Origin of the sequence: Vibrio sp. B1ASS3 (genome assembly GCF_905175355.1) — a bacterium.
GTDB lineage: Bacteria > Pseudomonadota > Gammaproteobacteria > Enterobacterales > Vibrionaceae > Vibrio > Vibrio owensii.
In genome coordinates, this window is record NZ_HG992742.1 from 65,281 (window position 1) to 90,379 (window position 25,099).

22 protein-coding genes are annotated in these 25,099 nt (G+C 47.1%); 11 read left to right on the forward strand and 11 right to left on the reverse strand.

Translation table 11 applies throughout. The features are described 5' to 3' along the window. Window positions 1-7: 7 nt before the first annotated feature. Window positions 8-1,201, forward strand: a complete 1,194-nt coding sequence (locus KJB05_RS00325) for a multidrug effflux MFS transporter (RefSeq protein WP_208445831.1) — start codon at window positions 8-10, stop codon at window positions 1,199-1,201. 91 nt (window positions 1,202-1,292) lie between these two features. Beyond that, a complete protein-coding gene (locus KJB05_RS00330) occupies window positions 1,293-1,574 on the forward strand; it encodes a hypothetical protein (protein ID WP_005443411.1) in 282 nt (93 codons plus the stop codon). A 31-nt stretch (window positions 1,575-1,605) separates the two neighbouring features. Here the strand turns inward: KJB05_RS00330 and KJB05_RS00335 are convergent, their stop codons facing one another. From KJB05_RS00335 to KJB05_RS00350, 4 genes are all read right to left on the reverse strand, one after another. Further along, on the reverse strand, window positions 1,606-2,061 hold the full coding sequence (locus tag KJB05_RS00335) for a DoxX family protein (RefSeq protein WP_208445830.1): 456 nt from the start codon (window positions 2,059-2,061) through the stop codon (window positions 1,606-1,608). A gap of 10 nt (window positions 2,062-2,071) precedes the next feature. Beyond that, complete coding sequence (locus tag KJB05_RS00340; protein WP_208445829.1) at window positions 2,072-2,830, reverse strand: DNA-binding domain-containing protein; 759 nt, start codon at window positions 2,828-2,830, stop codon at window positions 2,072-2,074. Then, window positions 2,827-3,699, reverse strand: a complete 873-nt coding sequence (locus KJB05_RS00345) for a DUF692 domain-containing protein (RefSeq protein WP_061011022.1) — start codon at window positions 3,697-3,699, stop codon at window positions 2,827-2,829. Before KJB05_RS00345 ends, KJB05_RS00340 begins: the two co-directional genes overlap by 4 nt. 86 nt (window positions 3,700-3,785) lie before the next feature. Next, complete coding sequence (locus KJB05_RS00350; RefSeq protein ID WP_005451246.1) at window positions 3,786-4,046, reverse strand: DUF2282 domain-containing protein; 261 nt, start codon at window positions 4,044-4,046, stop codon at window positions 3,786-3,788. Between the two features lie 280 nt (window positions 4,047-4,326). Between KJB05_RS00350 and uvrD the strand changes: the two genes are divergently transcribed. Continuing rightward, window positions 4,327-6,501, forward strand: a complete 2,175-nt coding sequence (uvrD, locus tag KJB05_RS00355; RefSeq protein ID WP_017817563.1) for a DNA helicase II — start codon at window positions 4,327-4,329, stop codon at window positions 6,499-6,501. An 819-nt stretch (window positions 6,502-7,320) separates the two neighbouring features. Here uvrD and ggt read toward each other — a convergent pair. The 4 genes from ggt to rarD form a co-directional block, all read right to left on the reverse strand. Continuing rightward, window positions 7,321-9,087 (reverse strand): gamma-glutamyltransferase, encoded by a 1,767-nt coding sequence (gene ggt, locus KJB05_RS00360; protein ID WP_208445828.1) that lies wholly within the window; start codon window positions 9,085-9,087, stop codon window positions 7,321-7,323. A 111-nt stretch (window positions 9,088-9,198) separates the two neighbouring features. Beyond that, on the reverse strand, window positions 9,199-9,858 hold the full coding sequence (locus tag KJB05_RS00365) for a LysE family translocator (RefSeq protein WP_208445827.1): 660 nt from the start codon (window positions 9,856-9,858) through the stop codon (window positions 9,199-9,201). 91 nt (window positions 9,859-9,949) lie between these two features. Next, window positions 9,950-10,747, reverse strand: coding sequence for an AraC family transcriptional regulator (locus tag KJB05_RS00370; protein ID WP_005451239.1), 798 nt, complete (start codon window positions 10,745-10,747; stop codon window positions 9,950-9,952). Between the two features lie 72 nt (window positions 10,748-10,819). Then, on the reverse strand, window positions 10,820-11,734 hold the full coding sequence (gene rarD, locus KJB05_RS00375; RefSeq protein ID WP_050937618.1) for an EamA family transporter RarD: 915 nt from the start codon (window positions 11,732-11,734) through the stop codon (window positions 10,820-10,822). 176 nt (window positions 11,735-11,910) lie between these two features. Here rarD and recQ point away from each other — a divergent pair, with 176 nt between their 5' ends. From recQ to KJB05_RS00390, 3 genes are all read left to right on the forward strand, one after another. Continuing rightward, entirely contained in the window at window positions 11,911-13,746 is a 1,836-nt protein-coding gene (gene recQ / locus KJB05_RS00380) for an ATP-dependent DNA helicase RecQ (protein WP_208445826.1), read from the forward strand. A 9-nt stretch (window positions 13,747-13,755) separates the two neighbouring features. After that, a complete protein-coding gene (locus KJB05_RS00385) occupies window positions 13,756-14,061 on the forward strand; it encodes a DUF3630 family protein (RefSeq protein WP_009696785.1) in 306 nt (101 codons plus the stop codon). Window positions 14,062-14,295: 234 nt separating this feature from the next. After that, window positions 14,296-14,970, forward strand: coding sequence for a 7-cyano-7-deazaguanine/7-aminomethyl-7-deazaguanine transporter (locus KJB05_RS00390; protein WP_033907317.1), 675 nt, complete (start codon window positions 14,296-14,298; stop codon window positions 14,968-14,970). Between the two features lie 222 nt (window positions 14,971-15,192). Here the strand turns inward: KJB05_RS00390 and KJB05_RS00395 are convergent, their stop codons facing one another. From KJB05_RS00395 to rhlB, 3 genes are all read right to left on the reverse strand, one after another. Further along, window positions 15,193-16,836: a sugar nucleotide-binding protein gene (locus KJB05_RS00395; RefSeq protein ID WP_208445825.1), complete on the reverse strand. Its 1,644-nt coding sequence runs from the start codon at window positions 16,834-16,836 to the stop codon at window positions 15,193-15,195. Window positions 16,837-17,010: 174 nt separating this feature from the next. Beyond that, entirely contained in the window at window positions 17,011-18,504 is a 1,494-nt protein-coding gene (gene gppA, locus KJB05_RS00400) for a guanosine-5'-triphosphate,3'-diphosphate diphosphatase (RefSeq protein WP_039843022.1), read from the reverse strand. A 19-nt stretch (window positions 18,505-18,523) separates the two neighbouring features. After that, window positions 18,524-19,837, reverse strand: coding sequence for an ATP-dependent RNA helicase RhlB (gene rhlB, locus KJB05_RS00405; protein ID WP_208445824.1), 1,314 nt, complete (start codon window positions 19,835-19,837; stop codon window positions 18,524-18,526). Window positions 19,838-19,948: 111 nt separating this feature from the next. Here rhlB and trxA point away from each other — a divergent pair, with 111 nt between their 5' ends. The 5 genes from trxA to KJB05_RS00430 all read left to right on the forward strand — a co-directional run bounded on the left by trxA (window position 19,949) and on the right by KJB05_RS00430 (window position 25,087). Beyond that, window positions 19,949-20,275 (forward strand): thioredoxin TrxA, encoded by a 327-nt coding sequence (trxA, locus tag KJB05_RS00410; RefSeq protein WP_004745500.1) that lies wholly within the window; start codon window positions 19,949-19,951, stop codon window positions 20,273-20,275. Window positions 20,276-20,471: 196 nt separating this feature from the next. Beyond that, a complete protein-coding gene (gene rho, locus KJB05_RS00415) occupies window positions 20,472-21,731 on the forward strand; it encodes a transcription termination factor Rho (RefSeq protein WP_005440042.1) in 1,260 nt (419 codons plus the stop codon). Window positions 21,732-21,837: 106 nt separating this feature from the next. Then, window positions 21,838-22,830 carry a hypothetical protein gene (locus KJB05_RS00420; protein WP_039843020.1) on the forward strand — a complete coding sequence of 331 codons (993 nt, stop codon included), beginning with the start codon at window positions 21,838-21,840 and terminating at the stop codon, window positions 22,828-22,830. Between the two features lie 137 nt (window positions 22,831-22,967). After that, entirely contained in the window at window positions 22,968-24,821 is a 1,854-nt protein-coding gene (ubiD, locus tag KJB05_RS00425; RefSeq protein WP_208445823.1) for a 4-hydroxy-3-polyprenylbenzoate decarboxylase, read from the forward strand. Then, the gene (locus KJB05_RS00430) at window positions 24,818-25,087 is read left to right on the forward strand and encodes a 2Fe-2S iron-sulfur cluster-binding protein (protein WP_009696789.1); all 270 of its coding nucleotides are present in this window, start codon (window positions 24,818-24,820) and stop codon (window positions 25,085-25,087) included. The genes ubiD and KJB05_RS00430 overlap by 4 nt, the downstream gene beginning before the upstream one ends. Window positions 25,088-25,099: the final 12 nt, after the last annotated feature.

Sequence of the window (25,099 nt, forward strand, 5' to 3'; positions counted from 1 at the left end):
GTGTTTTGTGTCTAGCCATATTACAAATAGCAAAAAACAGATGGCGCTGTTGACCATGTTAGTTCTGTTCAGTCCGCTTGCGATTGATATCTATCTACCTGCTTTGCCTCTTATCGCGTCCACTTTTCAGGTAGAAAATGCATTGGCACAAGACACCATCACTTGGTTCCTATTTGCTATGGGTGTTGGTCAGCTATTCGCTGGTCCCTTGGCAGATAAACTCGGACGTCGAACTGTTGCATTGGGAGGCATCACCATCTACGCATTGAGCGCTTTATTGGCGTGGAGTGCTCAAAATATTGAGTGGATGTTGGCGGCTCGCTTGCTACAAGGCTTAGGTGCATGTGCAACATCTGTAGCAGCCTTTGCAACAGTTCGCGATATCTTTGGTCCGGAAAAAAGCGGCAAAATGATCAGTTACCTTAACGGTGCGATCTGCTTTATCCCGGCACTGGCACCGATTCTTGGTAGTTGGTTAACCCAACAATTTGATTGGCGTGCAAACTTCAGCTTTATGGCGGGTTTCGCTGTAATTGCAGGAGCGATGATGTTCCTTGGAATGAAGGAAACCAACCCTGCAACTGAAAAGCAGGCGGTATTTAAACTAAGCCGCTACTGGGCAGTCTTGAGCACACCATCATTCATCTTCCACGCTTCACTGTGTTTGATGGCGATGGCAGTCATTCTTGCTTACGTGACTTCAGCTCCTGGCGTTCTAATGACAGGCATGGGCTTGTCGATGAATGAATTCACCTTCTGGTTTGGTCTGAATGCAGCGTTCAACATTGCAGCTTGTATGCTTGCACCTAAGTTCATGGATCGTTGGGGTACACACAATTCACTGGTTGTTGGTATCAGCTTACTGGCTATTTCTGGTGTGATCATGATGCTGATGAAAGAACACAACACGGCACTGTCTTTCATGCTGCCAATTTTTATCTCATCGGTTGGGTTCGCTTGGATTCTTGGCGCAGCAGCTGGTAAAGCGTTAGAACCGTTTGGTGATAAAGCGGGTACTGCAGCTGCACTACTTGGTTTGTTCCAAATGAGTGGCTCTGGTTTGTTGGTGGGTACGCTACAGCGTTTATCACTGGATCCACAAACTCTGATCGCGATTCATATGTGGGTATTGCTTCCAGCTTTGGTGATTCTGTTTAGCAAAGCAGGTAAGAACTGGCATGCGAAATTGGCGAATGCGTAAAACTCGGTAATTTAGTATTTTCCAATGTACCTAACGCGTGTATATTTGTCGTTCAAACTTTTCTCGACACCATAACGGAACTCATAAAGTAATGTCGTTAACCACGTATGAAATGGCTCGTATCCTAGAGCAAATGGAAGAGTCACCAGAAAAGGTGATGTTTGGTAAGTTGCTTAACGAATTAGGTAACCAAAGCTCTGAGCGCATTCGTAGCGCGGCAAAACAAGTTCCAGTGCCGGTATTACGTGATCTTGTGTATCAATTTCAGCAAGTGATTGAATCACGTAAAGGCGAGCAAGTAGAGCAGATGGCAAAAGACCTCGCGAAGCAAGGTATCTCAGCTGAAGAGCTACTGGCTTACTTGAACAAATAATAAAAAATCCCCGCATCACGCGGGGATTTTTTTAGTGAGTGATTTTCTTCTTCAGTATGTGGTCGAGGGACAATGGTCCAGGTCCCCATACAATCACTACGAGAATCATCAATCCCCAAAGTTGGTGATCATAGAAACCTTTCTCCCACAACAGTGGGTAAGAGACCACGGCGATGATGTTGAACACAAACAGAATCGCAGCTATCGGACGGGTAATCAATCCTAGTGCCAAGAACACCGGTAGAACCAATTCCGCAGCCGTACCTAGGTAAGCCGCCAATTCCCATGGCAGTATTGGCACTTGGTATTCCAGCTCAAATAAATACAGTGTGCTATCCCAAGACGAGAGTTTGATTAGCCCTGAATTGAAGAACACCCATGCAACCCACAAGCGACAAAATAGAAGTAGTAAAGGGACAAAGCCAGCTTGTAGGGTACTGATTAAATCGTCGTACCGATTCACTAAGTTTTTAACCGTATCCGTCATAGAGTGCTCCTTAGATTGATTTCAATGTAAAGCCGTCAACGAGATCGAGTGCCATGATGCTATTGAGATGAGCGAGTAAAACTTCAGGTATTTCGCTCAAACTCTGTTTCTGCTCTAAACATTGCAGCAGTTGGAACACATCGGCATCGAGTGCGTGACACAAGGCTTCTCCATTGGCTTGAATCGAGATGACACCTTGCTGTAATTGGTTGATATTAAGTTGTTCGAATTGGCCAGTTTGAATCGCGCTGAACAAATCAAATACTGCGTAGCTGGAGTCAAAGCTTCGGCAGCCTTGTTTAAGGTGCAAAACCAAAGCGGGTTGTTGCTCCTCACTCACTTCGCCAAGTAACGCAAGCGGTTTTAATGCTGCCGCATTGGATTGTTCATACTGTGCTTGACGAGCGAGGTCGATATGCCATTCGAAGCGTGCGACTTCAGGGCTGTAAGGTGCTTGTGCGATCACCTGACTAAACTGCATGATGGTGTCTTGAAAGCCGTCGCCATAATGCACCACATTTCCTTCTTCTAATGGATAAGTAAGAACATGCTGGCGAGCCATCTGTTTAAAGCATTCTTCACCAAGCAGCACTTCAACCATCGGGTAAGTCGCGGATAACACCTCGCTTAAGCTGACGATAAAGTTATTGCGGTAAATCTGCATGCGTTCATCAGCGGTAAACTCATCACTGGCAATATCGCAATCTTCACCGAGTGCTTGATAGTGTAGGGCTTTAGCAAACTGGCTTTGTAAGGTGGCTAGATTCATGATGCCTTCCTTGGTTCGCTTTGTTCACTTGGAAGTGTGCCTTGCAACAGCAGCTGCGATGCTTTCTGTGCTTCTCCCAGTAAGATTTCTGGCGCGGGGATATCCAAATCCCATTCAATCAATGCATGACGTGGACCATGTTTTTTTGTCCACTGCGCGAACAGTTGCCAAACTTCATCGCTAACTGGGCGGCTATGGGTATCAATCCATATCTCACCTTTGTCGAGTTGTTTGATGGTAAAACCTGCCAAGTGAATCTCATCCACTTTGTCGGCTGGAATTGCATCTAGGTATGTGTCGCAATCAAAACCGTGGTTGAATGCCGAAACATAAACATTGTTTAAATCGAGCAATAAACGACAGTCAGTGCGCTTTTGCACTTCGGTAAGGAACTCCCATTCGCTGATGGTCGAATGTTGAAACTTCACATAACTAGATGGGTTCTCTATCAAGATCTCGCGTTGCAAATAATCCTGCACTTCATTCACGTTACGAGTGAACACTTTGAGCGCTTCTTCCGTATACGGAAGTGGAAGCAGGTCATTAAAGTAGTGACCGCCGTTTTCACTCCAACTCAAATGGTCAGAAACAAGAATCGGATCAATTGAGTCAATTAGCGCTTTAAGTTGAGCAAGGTGCTTTTGATTCACACGTTCCACCGAACCTAGTGACAGACCAATGCCGTGACAGCTAATTTGATATTGCTCGCGTAATGCTTGTAATTGATTGCGCTCTGCAGCGTTGGGTTGAAAATAGTTTTCACTGTGGATTTCTAACCAAGATAACTCGGGTTTGTTTTGGCTAAAGTAATCGAGATGAGGGGTTCTCAATCCAACTCCAACAAGGTCGTGGAAGGTGTGGTGTTTCACGTGAAACTCCTTTTCAAAGCGGGCGGGAAGAGAAGGATGCGCTGGTTGAGCGTCAACGCATCCTTGCAGTAGCTAGCGATAAAAGATTATGAAGAAGAAGTGCTACCGCCAACGAGTTTGTCACATAGACCTTTTGGTACGACTACGAATGCGTCTTTTTGGTTATCTTCTTTAGAAGTACCAGCACATGAGCTGCTTTTCGTTGCACAGTCGTTTTTACCTGCTTTAGAAACGCCGTAGCACTTTTCTTTATCAGCAGCGACAGCTGGAGCTGCAGTTAGCATTGTGCCACCAAGAGCTAGAAGACCAGTAACAGCAGCAGTAACAGCTAGATTCGACTTTTTCATAATAAATTCCTCTGAATGATTTCCTTTACTTTAAGTTGGCAAGATGAATCGCCTGTTTTGGCGTTTTTGTTATCAACTTGCTTAACTTAAAAGATAGGAAACTGGCTAAAAAACTTTCAGAAAAATTTTCGAAACAAATGGTTTTAAAGAATGGAATTTATATAACTTATTGATGTGTCGAGTAAAAAAACGACGAATTTTTTATGAATTTTTGTCTAATCTGAAGAGGTTGTTTAGGTTATAATCTATTTTTATGTATAAATAACCAGTAGCTCTCATCATGATGGATCCATCTCTATTACTCGACGGTTTGAACGACAAACAACGTGAAGCCGTTGCAGCACCTCTAGAAAACTTGCTCGTCCTTGCTGGTGCAGGGAGTGGTAAGACACGCGTTCTTGTTCACCGTATCGCTTGGTTGATGTCGGTCGAGCAATCATCTCCGTTCTCAATCATGTCGGTAACCTTTACCAATAAGGCGGCGGCAGAGATGCGTGGACGTATCGAAGAGCTAATGATGGGCAGTGCAGGCGGTATGTGGAATGGTACTTTCCACGGCATTTGTCACCGTATTCTGCGCGCGCACTATCTTGATGCCAAGCTACCGGAAGATTTCCAAATCATCGACAGTGACGACCAACAGCGTCTACTAAAGCGTTTGATCAAAGCGCAAAACCTCGATGAGAAGCAGTGGCCAGCGCGCCAAGTTGCATGGTGGATTAACGGCAAGAAAGACGAAGGTCTGCGCCCGTCGCACATTGATGCGTACCATGATCCAGTGACCAAGACATATCTGCAGCTATACACCGCTTACCAAGAAGCGTGTGATCGTGCTGGTTTAGTCGATTTTGCGGAAATCTTGCTGCGCGCACATGAGCTACTGCGTGATAACAAGTTCGTCCGTGAACACTACCAAGCACGCTTTAAGCATATCTTGGTGGACGAGTTCCAAGATACCAACAACATTCAATATGCTTGGCTACGTATGATGGCGGGTCCTGAGTGTCATGTGATGATCGTAGGTGATGACGATCAGTCGATTTACGGCTGGCGTGGTGCAAAAGTCGAGAACATTGAGAAGTTTACGCTGGAATTCCCAAGCGTGAATACCATTCGTCTTGAGCAAAACTACCGTTCAACCAAGACCATTCTGGAAGCGTCCAACGCCCTGATCGCGAATAATACCGAGCGTATGGGTAAAGAGCTTTGGACAGATGGTGTTGTCGGTGAGCCTATCTCGGTATATAGCGCTTACAACGAACTAGACGAAGCCCGTTTTGCGGTAAACAAAATCAAAGAGTGGCAAGATAAGGGCGGTGCTCTGAATGACGCTGCAATGCTTTACCGTAATAACGCCCAGTCGCGTGTACTCGAAGAAGCATTAATCCAAGCTGGTCTGCCTTACCGTATCTACGGCGGCATGCGATTCTTCGAACGTCAGGAAATCAAAGATGCCTTGAGCTACATGCGTCTGATTGCCAACCGTAATGATGATGCGGCATTTGAACGTGTAGTGAATACGCCAACGCGAGGCTTGGGCGATAAGACGCTTGAAACCATCCGTTTTGCGGCTCGTGACCGTGGTTGCACCATGTGGGAAGCGAGTGTGGCGATGTTGGATGAGAAGGTGCTTGCTGGTCGTGCTGCTGGTGCTCTGAGTCGTTTTATCGAGCTTGTCACAGCACTAGAAGACGACACCATTGAGATGCCGCTGCATCACCAAACTGACCATGTGATTAAATACTCGGGCTTGTTCGCGATGTACGAGCAAGAGAAGGGCGAAAAGTCTAAGGCGCGTATTGAGAACTTGGAGGAATTGGTGACCGCAACTCGCCAATTCGAGAAACCAGAAGAAGCCGAAGACATGTCACTGCTGACGGCATTCCTAACTCACGCAGCATTAGAAGCGGGTGAAGGACAAGCAGATGAGTTTGAAGACGCGGTTCAGCTCATGACATTGCACAGTGCGAAAGGTCTAGAGTTCCCATTGGTATTTATGGTCGGTGTGGAAGAAGGCATGTTCCCAAGCCAAATGTCGGCAGAAGAAGCAGGGCGTTTGGAAGAAGAACGTCGTCTGTGTTATGTAGGCATGACCCGTGCGATGCAGAAACTGTACATCACTTATGCTGAAATGCGTCGTTTGTACGGTCAGGATAAGTACCATAAACCGTCTCGCTTTATCCGTGAACTGCCAGAAACTTGTTTAGATGAAGTACGCATGAAGGCGCAAGTTAGCCGTCCTGCAAGCAGTGGTCGATTTAGCCAAACTGCGGTGAAAGAGAGCTTCAATGAAACTGGCTTTACGCTAGGTTCTCGTGTGATGCACCCTAAGTTTGGTGAAGGCACCATCATCAACTTCGAAGGCAGTGGTCCACAGAGCCGCGTACAGATTGCCTTTAACGGTGAGGGCATTAAATGGTTAGTAACTGCTTATGCACGACTAGAGAAACTGTAAGGCTTTACCAAAACTGATCAACTTAAGAGCTGCTTCGGCGGCTCTTTTTGTTTGTGTTGCTTTCATGTCGCTAACGCAGTAAAAAATGGAACAATAAATGGAGTGCGATAGCGTGATTTAACGATGCCATTTGAAGTGAAAGGTGGGCGTTGTGGGTGAATGTCAGCTTTCCGTAGAGCTGCTGAGAAAAATTTTAGGCAAAGAAAAACCCCGAGGGCTTGCGCCCATCGGGGTTATAGTCTTACTCGCAGCAATCCGGCTACTAAGAGTGCTCCATGCATCTAATCCATGATAGTGTGCTGAATCCGTCAGCTTAATCCTTACGTCGCCTTCCTAGCGGTGTCCTTAATGACCTTATCCTGGTCTGCTAACCGTCCTCGTTAGCTCTCATCACTTGTTCCCTGAGCGGTGTCCCTGACATCATCCTGATGTTCAAATCCTTGCCTCGTCCAGAGGTGTCCATATCCCGTCCTTAGTAGCAACCATCCTAGTCACTATTGATTCCGTTCAATGTCCAATTTTGCAATCCATGCCCGACTATTCATCCTGAATAACCGTTTCTTCTTCCTGAAGTTCACCAAGTCCGTGGTGTTTCCTGTTCCGTGTCAGCATCCTTCCGACAGGTTTAATATTACGTGTTTAACGATTTCCAACAACGGGCTAATCTCACATTTTTTCACTCTCTTTGCGTTCAAAAAAGATACATAAATATTAAATTCAATAACTTATGCTCTTTGTTGTACGGTTTTTCCATTAAAAAAGAGAGGTTTGCTCAACCCTTTGTGAGAGATCTCGCACAAAGGGTCGAGCGAAAGACTCTTACTGCCCGATAGCGGCACCTTCACGTCTTGGATCGGCAGCGCCCTCAAGACCGTCTTTTGTTATACGTATTGCATGCAGTCCAGAGTTCAAATCACGAACATCAGTTTTAAAACCCATCTTCTCCAACTCAGGCTGTAAGCCTTCTGCGGCGGTACCTTGCTCAATATCTAGGGTGCCAAAACGGTTCAGTAATCGTGGCTGATTAATCGCGCTTTGGATGTCCATATCCCATTGCGTGTGGGCGATAATGGCTTGTGCGACGTAACCAATGATACGGCTGCCACCCGGTGAACCAATTGCCATGTAAGGTTTGTCATCCTTCATCATAATGGTTGGTGCCATGGATGAGCGTGGGCGTTTACCCGGTTCTAAGCGGTTCGCGATTGGCACACCATTTTGATGCGTGCGGAAGGAGAAGTCGGTCAGTTCGTTGTTGAGCAAGAAGCCGCGCACCATCAAGCGTGAGCCAAAAGCGTTTTCAATGGTTGTTGTCATTGAAACAACATTGCCTTGCTTATCGACGATATTGAAATGGCTGGTGGAAGGCAGCTCGATTGATTGGTCCATGCTTAGGTTCATGGCGTGCGACCAAGGAGGATTGCCGGCTTCAATCTTACTCAACGCCTTACCGACTTGAATGAGCTCAGCACGTTGTTTGAGATAATCTTTATCAAGCAAGCCTTCGGTTGGCATTGGTACATAATCTTGGTCAGCCATGTATTTACCGCGATCCGCGAACGCAAGGCGAGACGCGTCGGCGATCACTTGCCATGATTTCGCGCTTTCGGCTCCCCAGCCTTTAAGATCGTATTGCTCGGTGATCGCGAGAATCTGTCCAACCGTCAATGCGCCAGAGCTTGGTGGTCCCATACCGCAGATGTCATAGCTTTGGTAAGCCGCACAAACCGGTTCACGTTGCTTGATTTGGAACGCATCAAAGTCAGGTTGTGCCAATACGCCAGGATTGCCCGGTGCATTCTGTACTGTCTTGATGATGTCTGTGGCGATATCGCCTTGATAGAAAGCTTTTGCTCCTTGCTCTGCAATTGCCGTCAGAGTTTGCGCGTATTCAGGGTTCTTCAACAACGTGCCTTCGGCTTTTGGTGAGCCATCTGGATTAAAGAAGTAAGCCTTAGTCGCAGGGAAGCGTGATAGACGCTTGGCATCTTTCTCAATCAGACTCGCGAGACGAGGACTGACCTCGAAACCTTGCTCAGCCAAGGTAATCACAGGTTGGATGATCTTTTTCCATTCCAACTTGCCGTATTTCTGGTGCGTGTCCCAAAGTAGTTTCACTGTGCCAGGAGTAGCAACGGAGCGCCCTCCGACAACCGCATCGTAAAATTGCAGTGGTTGTCCTTTGTCATCTAGGAAGAGTTTCGGCGTCGCGGCAAGCGGTGCGGTTTCGCGCCCATCATACGTAGTCAGTTTTTGTTTCTCACTGTCCCAATACACTAAGAAGGCGCCGCCACCAATGCCTGAAGATTGCGGTTCCACCAAGCCCAGCATCAGTTGCACGGCAACCATAGCATCAATAGCATTACCGCCTTGTGCAAGAACATCTGCCCCGGCTTGGGTGGCAAGTGGGTTGGCTGCTGTGACCATATAATCTTTGGCTTTGACCAATTGCTTTTTCTCGAAGCCAGTACTCTGCTCCGGCGCAACGGCATCTGCCGCTTGGTTAGCAAAGGCTGAGGTAGATAAGACGAGTGGGGAAGTAAGAAAAAGACCCGTGGTCACGAGTCGGTTGAACGTCCAATGCATGATGACTCTCCATGTTGCCAGTTTTGTGCTTTCAGCTTGGCAGTCATGAAGAGTCACGTCGAGTCAGCAATCTTAGAAATGTCGATTGTGCTACGCTTTTAAATCAGTACTTTATCCGATAAAAGTGCTGATGGTTTGGTACAAAATACTGCCGCCCACTAGGGTAAATACCACGCCACACAGACCGTCGATGTAGATGCCTGCTTGTTGCAATTTGCGTTGTAAGCGCTGTGTCGACAGCATCCATGCAAGGCTAGAGAACCAGAATAGCGACAAGCCAAACAAGATGACTAAAGCAATACCTTTGCCAGTGATCGACATACCAGCAGGGACTAAGCTCGACATCAAACTGATAAAGAACACCAAGGCTTTCGGGTTAAGAATGTTGGTCGCAAATCCTTTAGCAAATGCCTGACGCTTATTGCTGATCACTAGGTTGTTTTGCTTCTTAGGTTGATCCGCCAGCGGATTTTTGATCATCGAGATCACTGCGCTCAATGCACCAATACCTAAATAGAGCAGGTAACTACCACCGAGCAGTTGCACCACCGAGTACAACACTGGGTGCTGGTGGACGATATAACTCACGCCTGTCAGGCTGAACAAAGAGTGCAGCAAAATACCGACAGACAATCCCAACGCAATGTACAAGCCAGTTTGACGACCATGACGCGTCGCGTTTTGTACGACCAACGCAAAGTCGGGACCTGGACTCATTAGGGCAATAAAGTGAATGCTGGCGAGCGTCAGCAATATGGTGGATTCATTCATAACACATCTCAAGTATAACTAATGCGGCTATTGTCGTGGCAAGTCACCTGTAGCGCTTGTAAAAAACTGACAGCTTTCTCGGTAAATGAAATTAACGAGTCACTTGAGAAGGGGAAACGCCGTAGGTCTGCTTAAACGCTTTGCTGAAATGCGCTTGATCGTAGAAACCGATCTGATGGGCGACGTCGGTACCACATTGACCAGCTTGCAGTAACTTCATGCCTTGTTCGAGGCGCAGGCGTGCGAACCATGCATAAGGCGTCATGCCTGTTTGCGCTTTAAAGTGGCGCTGGAACTGAGTGGGGCTCAGTTGGCACAGCTCTGATAGCGAATCCAAACGCACCGCTTGGTCAAGGTTCGCCATTAGATAATCTTTTAACGTTCCAAGCGATTGGTTTCCTAGCGGCACCACTTTTTGTCGCTCAAGCGATCCGTAGCGATCAAAAAGTTGGTTAAATCCTTCAAAAGGAAGGCAATCTTTGGTGAGTTGGCTGAGGTTTTCACGACGAAGTAGCCCGTGTAAGTTACTAAGTTGTGAAAATATCTGTGGATCCGAGATGATCAGCTCGTTGAAGTGTATTATTTGACCGTTCTGCTTAAGATCAGCCAGATCGCTCAATAGGTGAGGTTCGATCGCAAATACATTTACTTCATAGCCACTTTCGAGCTTAGATTGCCCGTCGTGCAGCTCATCTGGCGGCATAATCACAATTTGCCCGTGACCAACTTGGTGGCTGTTACCTTGGTATTGGAACTTCTGTGCGCCATGCGTGATCAGACCGAGATGAAAATCCAGATGGTAATGCCTTTGAAAAGCAAATTTCTGGTATTTCGCCTCTATCAGACTCAGGTTGTCATGGTCGGTTGCGTAGTACTGAATATGTTCCATTAAATAAAAAAAGCTTGGTCACATTATGACCAAGCTTATCCATCAATTTCTTAAATGTCTTGTAAAAAACGATCAGGCAGCTTGAGCCGCTTTGCGTGACTTGCGGTTATTACGCAGGCCATCAAAGCTAAACACCACCAAGGCGCCCCAAATAAAGGCGAAGGTGATGGCTTTATCGCTGGTGAACGGTTCGCCGTAGATCAGCACCGCAAGCAAGAACATCAAACTTGGACCAATGTATTGGAAGAAGCCCAACGTCGATAGCTTTAGACGGGTTGCTGCGCCAGTAAAACACAGTAGCGGCAGGGTAGTGATCACGCCTGCGGCAATTAACAAGGTATTCAGCTGCATTGGGTTATCTAGCATGTTGGACGTTGGTGAACTTGCAATAAACAGCAGATAAATCGCTGCAGCAGGTAACATCACCAAGGTTTCAATAAACAGTCCGGTTTGTGCTTCCACACTGACTTTCTTACGCAGCAAGCCATAAAAGCCGAAACTCATTGCCAGCGCTATCGCGACCACAGGCACCGAGCCAAAGACGATCAGCTGAACTAATACGCCACAAGCAGCAAGGACAACCGCGAACCACTGAAGCTTACGTAGACGCTCGCCAAGGAAGACCATCCCGAGTAAGACGTTGATCAGTGGGTTAATGTAATAACCCAAGCTGGCATCGAGCATGTGATTCGAGTTCACCGCCCAAATGAAGATCAACCAGTTTGCACCGACCAAAATGGCAGTAGAAACCAGAAACATCATCTTGGTTTTGTTTTTAATGATGTCGCGAACCGAGCGCCAATGGCGACCAAAATGGAGGAGTGCGGCTAGCAAAAAGAAAGACCAAATCACTCGGTGGCTTAAGATCTCTAGTGGCGAGACTTCCGCAATCGATTTGAAGTAAATGGGTGCGATGCCCCACATGGTGTACGCGCCAATAGCAAGCAAGACGCCTTGCCGTGAGCGTTGTTGTTCTTCTGGTGTCATGGGATGTCACCTAATTGAGTTTTTATAGAGCAGAAAATCAGTATACGAGTCGTGAGCTGAATCACCTAACAATTTGCGGTTTTATTCACCATGAAACCCCATTACAATGTGCCCTCACTTTGCGTGCTAGTGGCATGCATAAGCACCTCTTTTTAAGACCCAATCTGAGATTTTTCATGACCTCTACCTTGTTAGCCGAACAATCAGACTCGCCTGTAACGCCTCGACGTGTGTTGGAGGATGTGTTTGGTTACCAAGAGTTCCGTGATGGTCAGCAGTTGGTGATTGACGCCGCGGTAGAAGGTCGCGACAGCTTAGTTATCCTGCCTACTGGTGGCGGTAAGTCGCTGTGTTATCAAATTCCTGCTTTGGTTCGCTCTGGCATTACTTTGGTGATCTCTCCGCTTATCTCGTTGATGAAGGACCAAGTGGACCAGCTTAAAGCCAACGGCGTGGCGGCTGAATGCATTAACTCGACCATGCCTCGCGAAGAGCTGCTTAGCGTGTATAACCGCATGCACACTGGTCATCTTAAGTTGGTGTACGTCTCGCCAGAACGCGTATTGATGCGTGATTTCATTGAGCGCTTGGAAAACTTGCCGCTATCGATGATTGCTGTCGATGAAGCGCACTGTATTTCCCAGTGGGGACACGACTTCCGTCCAGAATACGCCGCGCTTGGTCAACTTAAGCAGCAGTTTTCCCATGTGCCATTTATGGCGCTGACGGCGACGGCGGATGATGCAACGCGTCGAGATATTCTTGAGCGTCTGCAACTGAATAATCCAGAGGTTTACCTAGGCAGCTTCGACCGTCCCAACATCCGCTACAACTTAGTTGAGAAGCACAAGCCGGTTTCGCAAATCGTTCGTTATCTTGAGACCCAGAAGGGTAATTGCGGCATCATCTATTGTGGTAGCCGTAAGAAAGTTGAGATGGTGACTGAGAAGTTGTGTAACAACCACATTCGTGCTGCTGGTTATCATGCAGGTATGGATGCTGATGAGCGTGCTTACGTTCAAGAAGCTTTCCAACGTGATGACATCCAAATCGTAGTGGCGACTGTGGCATTCGGTATGGGCATCAACAAACCAAACGTGCGCTTTGTGGTTCACTTTGATATCCCGCGCAATATCGAGTCCTACTATCAGGAAACGGGTCGTGCAGGGCGTGATGGTTTGCCTGCGGAAGCCATGATGTTGTATGACCCAGCGGACATCAGTTGGCTGCGCCGTATGTTAGATGAGAAAGACGATGGTCCGCAGAAGCAGGTGGAAACCCATAAACTGAATGCGATGAGTGCCTTTGCTGAGGCGCAAACTTGTCGTCGTCAGGTCCTATTGAATTACTTTGGTGAGTATCGAGAGAAGCCATGTGGCAACTGCGATATTTGCTTAGATCCACCGAAACACTTTGATGCCACGGAAGAAGCGCGTAAGGCGTTGTCTTGTGTGTACCGTGTTAATCAGAGCTTTGGTATGGGCTACGTAGTGGAAGTGCTACGTGGCATGCAAAATATTCGTGTACGTGAAAACGGGCACGATAAGATTTCTACCTACGCGATAGGGCGCGATCACAGCCATGATTACTGGGTGAGTATCTTCCGTCAGTTAATCCACAAAGGGCTGCTGTTCCAAAACATCACGCGTAACTCAACGCTGCAACTTACTGAAGAGGCGCGTCCGCTGCTACGTGGCGATGTGACTCTGGAGTTAGCGGTTCCGCGTTTAGACACTGCAGCACGTGCGGCGAAGTCGGACAAACTGACCAGCAAGAACTACGACAAAAAGCTGTTTGCTAAGTTACGTAAGCTGCGTAAGTCGATTGCTGATGAAGATGGTTTACCACCATACGTGGTCTTCAGTGACGCGACTCTGATTGATATGGCGGAAATTCTGCCAACGTCTTACGGCGAAATGCTGGCAGTTAGCGGCGTTGGTCAGCGCAAACTGGAGAAGTACGCCGATCCATTCCTCGATTTGATTCAAGAACATATTACTCACCACGGATAAGGAACCAAGATGCACAAGGAATTTGGCTTAGCGGATTACATGGCACAAGAAGGGCGCTTAATCATTACCGCGCCGAGCTTTGACCTTGATAGCTTTCCTGCCTTAGGTGAGCGTTTAGTCGGCTTGCTTTCTGCAACTGTGGTGGAAAAGCAATGGGATGCGGACATTCACTCTTGGCTGATCGACTTTGAAGGTTGCCGACTGTTTATGAAAGCAGAGCATTACAGCGAAGCGATTTGGTTTGAAGCGTTAGCGATTGAAGAGAGCAGGGAAGAGTTGGATTATCTCGCAGGATTGTTCCAGCGCGGTTTCTAAAAATAGAGTTTTTCTAGAGAGGGTGTTTCACATGAAACACCCTTTTTTATGCTCAAACGTTTGCGTAAAACAGACGACTTGCGGCGAAAAGTGGTTAATGTATAATCGCCCACCGCTTCGCTCAGAATGAGCCAAGCCAGTTTATTTTTCATTTTACATTGTTGGTAAGAGCCACTTTATTCAGTGACTCGATTTGGGTTCCCTCACCCCCAAACCAAACTAAAAAGGTATCGCATGAGTAACTTTACCCCTGCGCAGCAGCGCAACGCCCTTATCTATCTGGTTCTATTCCACCTAGTCATTATTGCATCTAGCAATTACCTAGTTCAGCTACCGTTTACTATCTTCGGTTTCCATACCACTTGGGGTGCATTCACTTTCCCATTTATCTTCTTAGCGACTGATTTAACCGTACGTATTTTCGGTGCTCAGTTGGCGCGTAAGATCATCTTCTTAGTGATGTTGCCTGCGTTGGCAGTGTCTTACTTCTTATCGGTGGTGTTCTTCGAAGGTCAATTCCAAGGTTTTGGTCACCTAGGAGAATTTAACTTATTCGTTGCTCGTATCGCGATTGCTAGCTTTATGGCGTACCTACTTGGTCAGATCATGGATGTGCATGTGTTCAACCGCTTACGTCAAATGAAGCAATGGTGGGTGGCACCAACGTGTTCTACGCTTTTCGGTAATGCACTTGATACCATCGCTTTCTTCGCCATTGCGTTCTACCAAAGCCCAGATCCATTTATGGCAGAGCATTGGACGGAAATCGCGCTGGTGGATTACGGCTTCAAACTGATTATCAGTCTTGGTCTGTTCGTTCCTATGTACGGCGTATTACTGAATTACCTAATTAAGAAGCTGACTGAGGTGAACCCTGACTTTAAGGTGACGACAAGCGTTCAGTCTTAATATCAGTGGGAACCCCGAAAGCCGCTTGCTCAAATCAAGCGGCTTTTTTGTGCCTGTTTACTTGGGTTTAGAGCGTTTTGTACAGTGTGGGGAGTAATTAGATCATGGGTGTCCAAAAGCTCACTAAGCTGTACGAAGGTAAAAATGAGCAATAAAAAAGGTCCCGAGTGAGACCTTTTAATCGAAGATACGGAACGTAGAGGAAGCTAGCGGGTGAAATGACTAGCAGAGCATCTTCTCAATCAAAATGGCTTTTTGCGCATCGAAGGCGCCAAGTTGCAGGCCGTTCTCCCAATTGATGCTTTGATTGAACATCGCCAACATCAAACCGACACTGCGCTGATTGGCGTCCTGCCAGCAATCAGACTCGCTGTACTCTCCATCATTTATCGCGTTGCCATTAACGAGAATGGGCTCAAAACGCCATTTTTCGCCGACACGGTAGTAGCCTTTGCTGGTTAAGGTCTGGTTGGATTGAATCGTTAGATTGTGCTCGATGCCCGGCTCACCTGTTAATTCAAATACAAACCTTAGCTGGTGGTCGCCGCATTGCAACTCAACGATCAGTTGGCCGTTTTCCTCAATCAGTGTTGACAGAGAGTAGTCTCCGAAGCAGTGCAGCAACCAAGAAATAGGGTGGCTGGCCGTTTCGAGAAACCACTCTTTGAGTGTGAAGGTGCCCGGTAGGTTAACTTGGGTGACTAGATTGACCACACAAGGTTGGGTTTGCGAGGTGAGCCATTTCTCTATCGTCTTGGCGGTATTTAGCTGAGCAAAGGCGTAATTAACCAATAGGTTGGCGTTCGGTTGCTGCCAGTGAGTGATGTCAGAATTCAATCCCACCAATGGCTTTTCACAAATCAGCTTGGTTGAGCCTAACGTCTTTATGATCTCCGCATGAGTATGCGCAGGTGTCGCGATGGTCACGATATCAAGTTGTTTGAGTGCGCTGATGCTTGTTTCTGCCTTTGGGATTGCTTCTTCACTGCACGCTTGTTGAAGCGGTTCTATTTGGTTGGCGCATAACGTCGTGACCGATACACCATTGTTTCGATAGTGGGGAATGTGCGTGCGTCCCCAGTTGATTCCTATGATGCCAGCTTGTTGGATTTGCTCTGGCTTGTTGAAACGTTCACTCAATGGCGGCAAGGCAATTCGTTCATCGGTTAGACGTTGGTCATGGTGATAGTCACTGCTTGGCAACACTTGCCATGGCTTGTTGTAATGCTGCTTGAGTGCACAAACGAGTTCGTAGAAATTCCACTTATCCTTTAAATTGCTATCAAGGTGATATAAACCGGCTTCGTTCCGCTCAATAAGCTGCAAAAAGGCGAGTGCAGTATCGTCCATATGAGAAGTCGCGGGATACCAAGCCGTGCTAGCGGTAATAACTCCGTTCTCTTCATGTTGGCGGTCGAGATGCGCCAACATGTTATTGCCTTCTGCTTGATGATGGAGTTGCCAACCGATTCGAGCAATCATCGCATCCGGGTTTGCTTGCCAGATTGCATCTTCACAACGAACTTTGTATTTGCCGTAGTCATCTTGGGTGTTTCTTTCTTCAAAGATGCCATAAGGCCCATTTTTTGTGGCATCAAATACCATTGCTGTGCTGACAAAGAGGTAAGGAATGTTGCGCTGTTTGCAGTGCTCACCAAGCCACGCTGCCCACGCTTCACTCCCCATCGCCATATGGCACACCGCATCAATATGGTGCTGTTGCCAAAATTGCTCACTTTGCTGTAGATCATCCGGCGGGATTTGATGGTGATTCCATTCCAATACATTCCAGCCGCGGAGGTGGAACTGATGAGCAACTTTAGGGGCGAGGGTGCCAGTTAAGCCAGTCATTAAAACGGTTTTCATGATGGTGTGTCTTGGTTGGCTAAATCGTGTTTATCAATAAAGCATGGCTGTTTTTCGATGTAGAGCGGAGAAGCTGAGATTTTTGCTGAGCAGCACGTTTTGTTGGGGTAAAAGTTCGATACAAAAAGCCCAAGCGAGTGCTTGGGCTTAATACGTTATGACAGAAGTGGTCGATTATATTGCTACGACGCTTAACGGCCAGCCGATGTCTGTTTGACGGTTGGATTCAATTTCCAATTCAGCTGCAGTCAGTGGGTTTGCCTCTAGCCACTGCGCATCAATGTTGAGCGTCAGTTTGTCACCTTCTGCCGTTAGAGTCACATTTGGCTCCAGATCAGGGTTGCGACGATGGCTGAGTAGAACCGCAAGGCGCAATAGACGCAGTACGCGTTTACCACTGGTGCCTGACAGAGCATGTTGCTCCGGCAGTGAGGTCAGCTGTTCACGGTAACGGCGAGCAATTTCACCGATAAAGAACTTCTGCGCGCGCGTGTAACCAGGCAAATCCAAGTGCTGAAGCAGATAAGCGCTGTGTGCACCACCTTTTTTGAAATCGATAGTCAGACCGATTTCATGCAGCTTCGCTGTTGTTTCTAGCAGCACTTTACCTTGAGGTTCTGTAACCCACGCTTCACCGCCAACTTGCTCAAGCAGTTTGCCCGCAAGTTTTGCGACTTGTTCACCGTAATGGCAATCAAGTTGGTAACGGCTTTGTACGCTACAAATAGTGCGTGCACGGATGTCGTTTTGACGAAGCTCGTCAACCATCTCGTACACCAAGCCTTCACGTAGTGCGCCGCCAGCCAGTGTCATAGCATCGATTTCTAGTAGCTCAAAGATCGCAATTAAAATGGATAAGCCACTTGGGAATACCAAAGCACGTTCTAGGGTAAGGCCTTCAATATCGAGCTCTTCCAAGTGATCAGCAAGCATCGCCTGCTTTTGCAGACGCTTAAGTTTGGAGTGAGTAATTACTTCGTCCATACCTTGCGCTAGCATTATCTCTTGTAGTGCTTGAACGGTACCCGATGCGCCAACACACACATCCCAACCTAGGTCGGTGTACTGTTCTAAGATTGGCATCAGAGTTTGCTTCGCACCTTCAATTGCGGCTTCGAAGTTACGTGCATTTAATTGGCGGTCTTTGAAGAAGTTCTCTAACCAAGTGACACAGCCCATTTTTAGACTGGTCAGTGCTTTGGCTTCGAAACCTTCACCGATAATCAGTTCGGTACTCGCACCGCCGATATCGACCACAAGGCGACGACCGCTGCCACCGGAGGTGTGAGCAACACCTTTATATATAGTGGCGGCTTCTTCTTCGCCGGTAATCACTTCGATAGGCTGACCTAAGATTTGGTTCGCCTTCTCTAGAAAAACATCCACATTGGTCGCGGTACGCAATGTCGCGGTACCCACAATGCGGATGTTCTGTTTAGGAATATCCTGCAAGCGTTCTGCAAATAGACTTAAGCAGTCCCATCCTCGCTGCATAGCTTCCATACTAAGAGAGTTATGTTCATCTAAGCCCGCGGCTAGACGAACTTTGCGCTTAATTTTAGCCATAGTTTGAACGCTGCCATCGATGTGACGCACAACGAGCATGTGAAAACTGTTCGACCCGAGGTCGATGGCGGCGTATAGCGGTGATGATCCTGCTTGACTCATAAACGACTTCAGTTTCCTTTTATGATTGTTTTGGCGCTGATTGACGCGGCTGACGAGGACGACGTCCTTGCGGCTTTCGGTTACCAGAGCGAGTGCCACCTGTATTGGTGCGACGTTGCTGAGTACGAGGTGCGCGCATACGAAGTGGTGCAGGCAAGTCTTGGATTAGAGCCGAAGCATCGTAATCAGAAACTGGAATTGCGTGCTCAATGTATTCTTCGATTGGTGGCAGGTTGATTGCGTAATCTTCACAAGCAAAGCTAATAGAGTGACCACTTGCGCCAGCACGACCAGTACGACCGATACGGTGAACGTAATCTTCACAATCATCTGGTAGGTCGAAGTTGAATACGTGTGTTACTTGAGGAATATGAAGACCACGAGCTGCCACGTCGGTTGCTACGAGTAGGTCAACTTCACCACGAGTGAATTGCTCAAGAATCTTTTCACGCTTCTTCTGTGGTACATCGCCAGTTAGTAGACCAACACGGTGACCATCTGCTGCTAGGTGACCCCAAATCGATTCACACTTGTGTTTAGTGTTAGCAAAAACGATCGCGCGGTCTGGCCATTCTTCTTCAATAAGAGTTTGAAGCAGTGCCATTTTGTCTTCATTAGAAGGGTAGAAAAGCTCTTCTTGGATGCGGTGACCGGTTTTTTGCTCTGGCTCAACCACAACATGCTCAGGGTTGTGCATGTGTTCGAATGCCAATTCTTGTACGCGGTAAGACAGCGTTGCTGAGAACAGCATGTTCAAACGCTCTTTTGGCTCAGGCATACGACGGAACAAGAAGCGAATGTCTTTAATAAAGCCAAGATCGAACATGCGGTCTGCTTCATCCAGAACAACCGCTTGAATGTTGTTTAGGTTGAATACGCGTTGCTTGTAGAAATCGATGATACGGCCTGTGGTGCCGATAAGAACATCTACGCCGTCTTGCAGTTTGGCAAGTTGCTTGTCGTAGCTTTCGCCACCGTAAGCTAATGCTGCTTTAAGACCAGTGCTCGCAATCAAAGGTTCAGCATCGTTAAAGATCTGAATCGCTAGCTCACGCGTTGGTGCCATAATGATCGCGCGCGGCTGAGTTGGCTTGCGCCCTTCGTGCTCTGGTGTCGTTAGAAGGTGGTTGAAGGTAGCAGTAAGAAACGCGAGGGTTTTACCAGTACCCGTTTGGGCCTGGCCTGCAATGTCTTGGCCGGTGAGCAGTACCGGCAACGCCAAGGCTTGGATAGGGGTACAATATTCGAACCCTTTTTTTTCCAATCCTTCAATAACTTGGGGCTTTAAATCCAAATCGGCGAACTTTTGCTCTGTGATATGCGTCTTTTTCATAGCGATAGAATATCAGCTAAAGCTTGCAATAAGAAAGTAAATACATTCCAATAGGGCATCTATTTACTGGTTATCATCCAACCAGTTTCGAAAAACACATTGGAGTGGAAGATGAGTGATAAGATTTTGCAGCTTACTGATGACGGTTTTGAAAACGATGTAATCAACGCTGCAGGCCCGGTTCTAGTTGATTTTTGGGCAGAATGGTGTGGTCCTTGTAAAATGATCGCTCCTATCCTGGACGAAATCGCTGACGAGTACGAAGGCAAACTCACTATCGGTAAACTAAACATTGACCATAACGCAGGTACACCACCTAAGTTTGGCATTCGCGGTATTCCAACGCTACTGTTATTCAAAGACGGTAACGTAGCGGCAACGAAAGTTGGTGCTTTGTCTAAGACTCAACTAAAAGAGTTCCTAGACGCAAACCTATAATCACCAAGTGATTACAAACAAAACCGTGCAATATGACAATGCGCGGTTTTGTTTTTCTAACTCTGGACTAGAATATTAATTAGTGCTAACTTATCGCGCGTTAATTGAACAAATTTCTCTTCTTGGTCGATCCTGAGACCAAATCCATCTTAACTAGAAAACAGATCTTATTTTGACTAAACAAGCATCCACCACCATGAATCTTACTGAACTGAAGAACAGACCTGTGTCTGACCTTGTAAAGCTTGGCGAAAGCCTGGGTCTTGAGAACCTAGCTCGTCTAAGAAAACAAGACATCATCTTCGCAATTCTTAAAGCGCACGCAAAAGGCGGCGAAGACATCTTTGGCGATGGGGTTCTGGAGATTCTGCAAGACGGCTTTGGTTTCCTACGTAGCGCGGACAGCTCATACCTTGCTGGTCCAGACGATATCTACGTTTCGCCAAGTCAGATTCGTCGCTTCAACCTACGTACTGGTGACTCAATTGCAGGTAAAATTCGCCCACCAAAAGACGGTGAGCGCTACTTTGCCCTACTAAAAGTCAACACAGTTAACGACGACAAACCAGACAACGCTCGTAACAAGATCCTATTCGAGAACTTAACGCCTCTACACGCTAACGAGCGTATGGTAATGGAGCGCGGTAACGGTTCTACAGAAGACATCACAGCACGTGTTTTAGACTTGGCATCGCCAATTGGTAAAGGTCAACGTGGTCTGATTGTTGCTCCGCCTAAAGCGGGTAAGACAATGCTTCTGCAAAACATCGCTCAAAGCATCGCATACAACCACCCAGAGTGTGAGTTGATGGTACTTCTTATCGACGAACGTCCAGAAGAAGTAACAGAGATGCAGCGTCTAGTTAAAGGTGAAGTAGTAGCGTCTACGTTCGATGAGCCAGCTTCTCGCCACGTACAAGTAGCGGAAATGGTAATCGAGAAAGCAAAACGTCTTGTTGAACACAAGAAAGACGTGGTTATCCTGCTTGACTCTATCACTCGTCTAGCTCGTGCATACAACACCGTAGTGCCTTCATCAGGTAAAGTACTAACCGGTGGTGTGGATGCAAACGCACTACACCGCCCTAAGCGTTTCTTCGGTGCAGCACGTAACGTAGAAGAAGGTGGCAGCCTAACTATCCTTGCTACTGCTCTAGTTGATACTGGTTCGAAGATGGACGAAGTTATCTACGAAGAGTTCAAGGGTACAGGTAACATGGAAATCCACTTGAACCGTAAGATCGCAGAGAAGCGTGTATTCCCAGCGATTGACTTCAACCGCAGTGGCACACGTCGTGAAGAGCTTCTAACTAAGAACGAAGAGCTTCAGAAGATGTGGATTCTACGTAAGATTGTTCACCCAATGGGCGAAATCGATGCAATGGAATTCCTAATCGACAAGCTAGCGATGACGAAGACCAACGACGAATTCTTTGATGCAATGCGTCGTCAGTAGTCTCAGATAAGTAATTCTGCGAAGGGCCACCGTATATCGGTGGCTTTTTTATTGCTTTCTCCCGATAGAAGTATCAGAATGAAGAAAATGTTATCGGGAGGTTAACATGCAACAAGGAATGTTGTCGTCATTACTCCTGAGCTTGTCACTTATCACACTACCCGCGACGTTATCTGCCAAGGAAATGCAGGAAACCGTAGTAGAACAGTGGCTTCAGGATACCCATATACAGACCAAAGTATCTGAATTGCTCGATTATGCAGTCAGAGACGAAGTCGACTCTCTCAAATTCGCCCTCGACCGATTGGCTTTTCCTCAACAAGAAGTCGTACGCTTCCTATTGCTCGAAAAACTAGAGCAGCAAGAAATCATCCTCACGCCGAGAATGGCTATTTTTGTCGAATCTCAGATCAGCATAACGCCGACTTACCAAGTACTTGAACGTGGTGATGGTTACGAATTTAGTGTGCCTGCGTTTAATTTTCCTGCGATCGCCAGTCGCCTGATTAAGCGCTGGAAGCAAGACCAAAGTACGTTGGAGTTTGTTTTAGCGGCGGAACGACAAGAGCTTGATTTGAAAGATTGGCTTACTGGTACGTCACAGCAAGTGCAAACCAGAGAAGCGTTACTTATTCGCGAGCTAGACAGTTTGTCTCCCAACGCACTTGAAGCGCTCACCAAGCAGTTAACCCATGCAAACGTCACCAGCTGGTTGCCTTCAACAGCCGTTGTGGTGCGTTTGGCGCAAGTTAGCCAAGATGAGGCCATGTATGATCTGCTATGGCGAATGCGTGCAGATTACAATAGCCAGACAGAGCTTGAGAGACTGGCTGAGGTGAGCGATGAGTTCTCACTACAACAATTGATGAATGCCACCGTCAATCCAACCTTAAAACCTTACGCGATTGAGTTGCTCACGAGATCCAATCCACTTACTCCGAACGTAAAACAATTCCTAGTAGCCAAGATGGCGCTTTCAGAAGAAGCCACTTTGGTTGCAAGAGAGTTAGCGAAGCAGGGGCATCAATCTTGGTTGGAAGAGCTTGTTTCAAGCAATCGCCAGGTGAAGGCGCGGCAAATTCAGGAATTCTTGAAGTAATGACACTTCAAAAGACCGTTTCTTCGTGTTGTTTCTATTGAAGCAATCTAGCTCACATACCCACACAAAATAGGAGGATCTTAGCGTCCTCCTATTTGTTATACTGCAGACAGTTTAATCAGCCAGCATGAAGGCCTATGAGTTTTAAGGATTTACGCGAATTTATCGACCACCTAGAACAGAAAGGTCGACTTAAACGCATCACTCACCCCGTCGATCCCGCTTACGAAATGACAGAAATCAGTGACCGCACTTTGCGTGCTGGTGGTCCTGCATTGTTGTTTGAGAACCCAATCGGCTACGACATACCTGTTTTGACGAACCTATTTGGTACGCCAGAGCGTGTCGCAATCGGCATGGGACGCGAAGACGTTAAAGAATTAAGAGAAGTCGGTAAGCTGCTGGCTTATTTAAAAGAACCTGAGCCACCAAAAGGCTTCAAAGACGCTTTAGAAAAACTGCCTGTGTTCAAACAAGTATTGAACATGCCAGCTAAGCGTTTACGTAAAGCACCATGCCAAGACATTGTTTGGCAGGGTGATGAAGTCGACTTGGATAAGCTTCCGGTAATGAGCTGCTGGGCAGAAGATGTTGCGCCGCTGCTTACTTGGGGCTTAACCGTAACCAAAGGTCCAAACAAGAAACGCCAGAACCTAGGCATTTATCGTCAGCAGAAAATTGCCAAGAACAAAATCATCATGCGTTGGTTAGCTCACCGTGGTGGTGCGCTTGACCTGCGCGATTGGATGGAAACCAATCCAGGTAAACCTTTCCCTGTGTCAGTCGCGTTTGGTGCAGACCCAGCAACCATTCTTGGCGCAGTAACACCAGTGCCAGATACGCTATCGGAATACGCATTTGCAGGTTTGCTGCGTGGAAGCAAAACGGAAGTCGTGAAGTCAGTCAGTAATGATTTGGAAGTGCCAGCGAGCGCGGAAATCGTGATGGAAGGCTATATCGACCCGAACGAGTTTGCTGATGAAGGCCCTTACGGTGACCACACTGGCTACTATAACGAAAAAGAAAAGCACCACGTATTTACCATTACGCACATTACAATGCGTAAAGACCCTATTTATCACAGCACCTACACAGGTCGTCCGCCAGATGAACCCGCTGTATTGGGTGTGGCATTAAACGAAGTGTTTGTGCCGATTCTGCAAAAGCAATTCCCAGAGATTGAAGACTTCTATCTACCGCCAGAAGGTTGTTCGTACCGAATGGCAGTCGTCACCATGAAGAAGCAGTACCCAGGACATGCCAAGCGCGTAATGATGGGTGTGTGGTCTTTCTTGCGTCAATTCATGTATACCAAGTTTGTTATTGTGTGCGATGAATCGGTAAACGCACGAGATTGGAATGATGTCGTGAAAGCCATGTCAGAGCATATGGATCCTGTGCGTGATACTTTGATGATAGATAACACGCCAATCGACTCGCTTGACTTCGCTTCACCTGTGGTTGGGCTTGGCTCCAAAATGGGCTTAGATGCAACCATTAAGTGGGATGCCGAGCTGGCGACACGAACCGAGGTCACTGAACGAGACAGCAAAGCGATTACCGAAGCAGAGCTGAATGAGTTGAAACAGCAACGTCCTGAAATTGTCGATGTCTACCTACCAGCCACAGCAAACAACCAATTTGCTGTTGTAACAATGAAGAAAGACCAAGCCGGTCAATCTCAAGCATTGATGGAATACTTGTGGGACTTCTTTGCTCAGTACACGGATAACAAATTCATTATTTTGTGTGACGATGACGTCAATGCACAAGATTGGAATGACATCATTTGGGCTGTGACAACTCGAATGGATCCAGACAGAGATACCACTCAAGTTCGTGGTAAGGCGGGTAGCTCATCTAAACTTGGGCTCGATGCGACCAATAAGTTTGAATCTGAAGCCACACGCGAATGGGGTACGCCTATCAAAAAAGATCCTAAACTTGTGGCTAAAGTCGATGAGATTTGGGACCAGTTAGGTATTCTATGAGTCATCAAGTCCACCTTCTACCAATGGACGTTACGTTCCAAGTAAAAGAAGGGGAGACGGTGTTGGAAGCTGCGCTCAACAACAATATTCGCTTCCCGCACCGTTGCCAAGTTGGCGCTTGCGCCATGTGCATGTGTAAAAAGCTAACGGGCGAGGTGAGCTATCACCTCGAACCGATGCTAACCGAAAAAGAGCAGCAGCAAGGTTGGATATTCCCTTGCCAAGCCTATACAGAAAGTAATTTAGTGCTTACTTTTGACGAGTAAGCGAGAGGAACA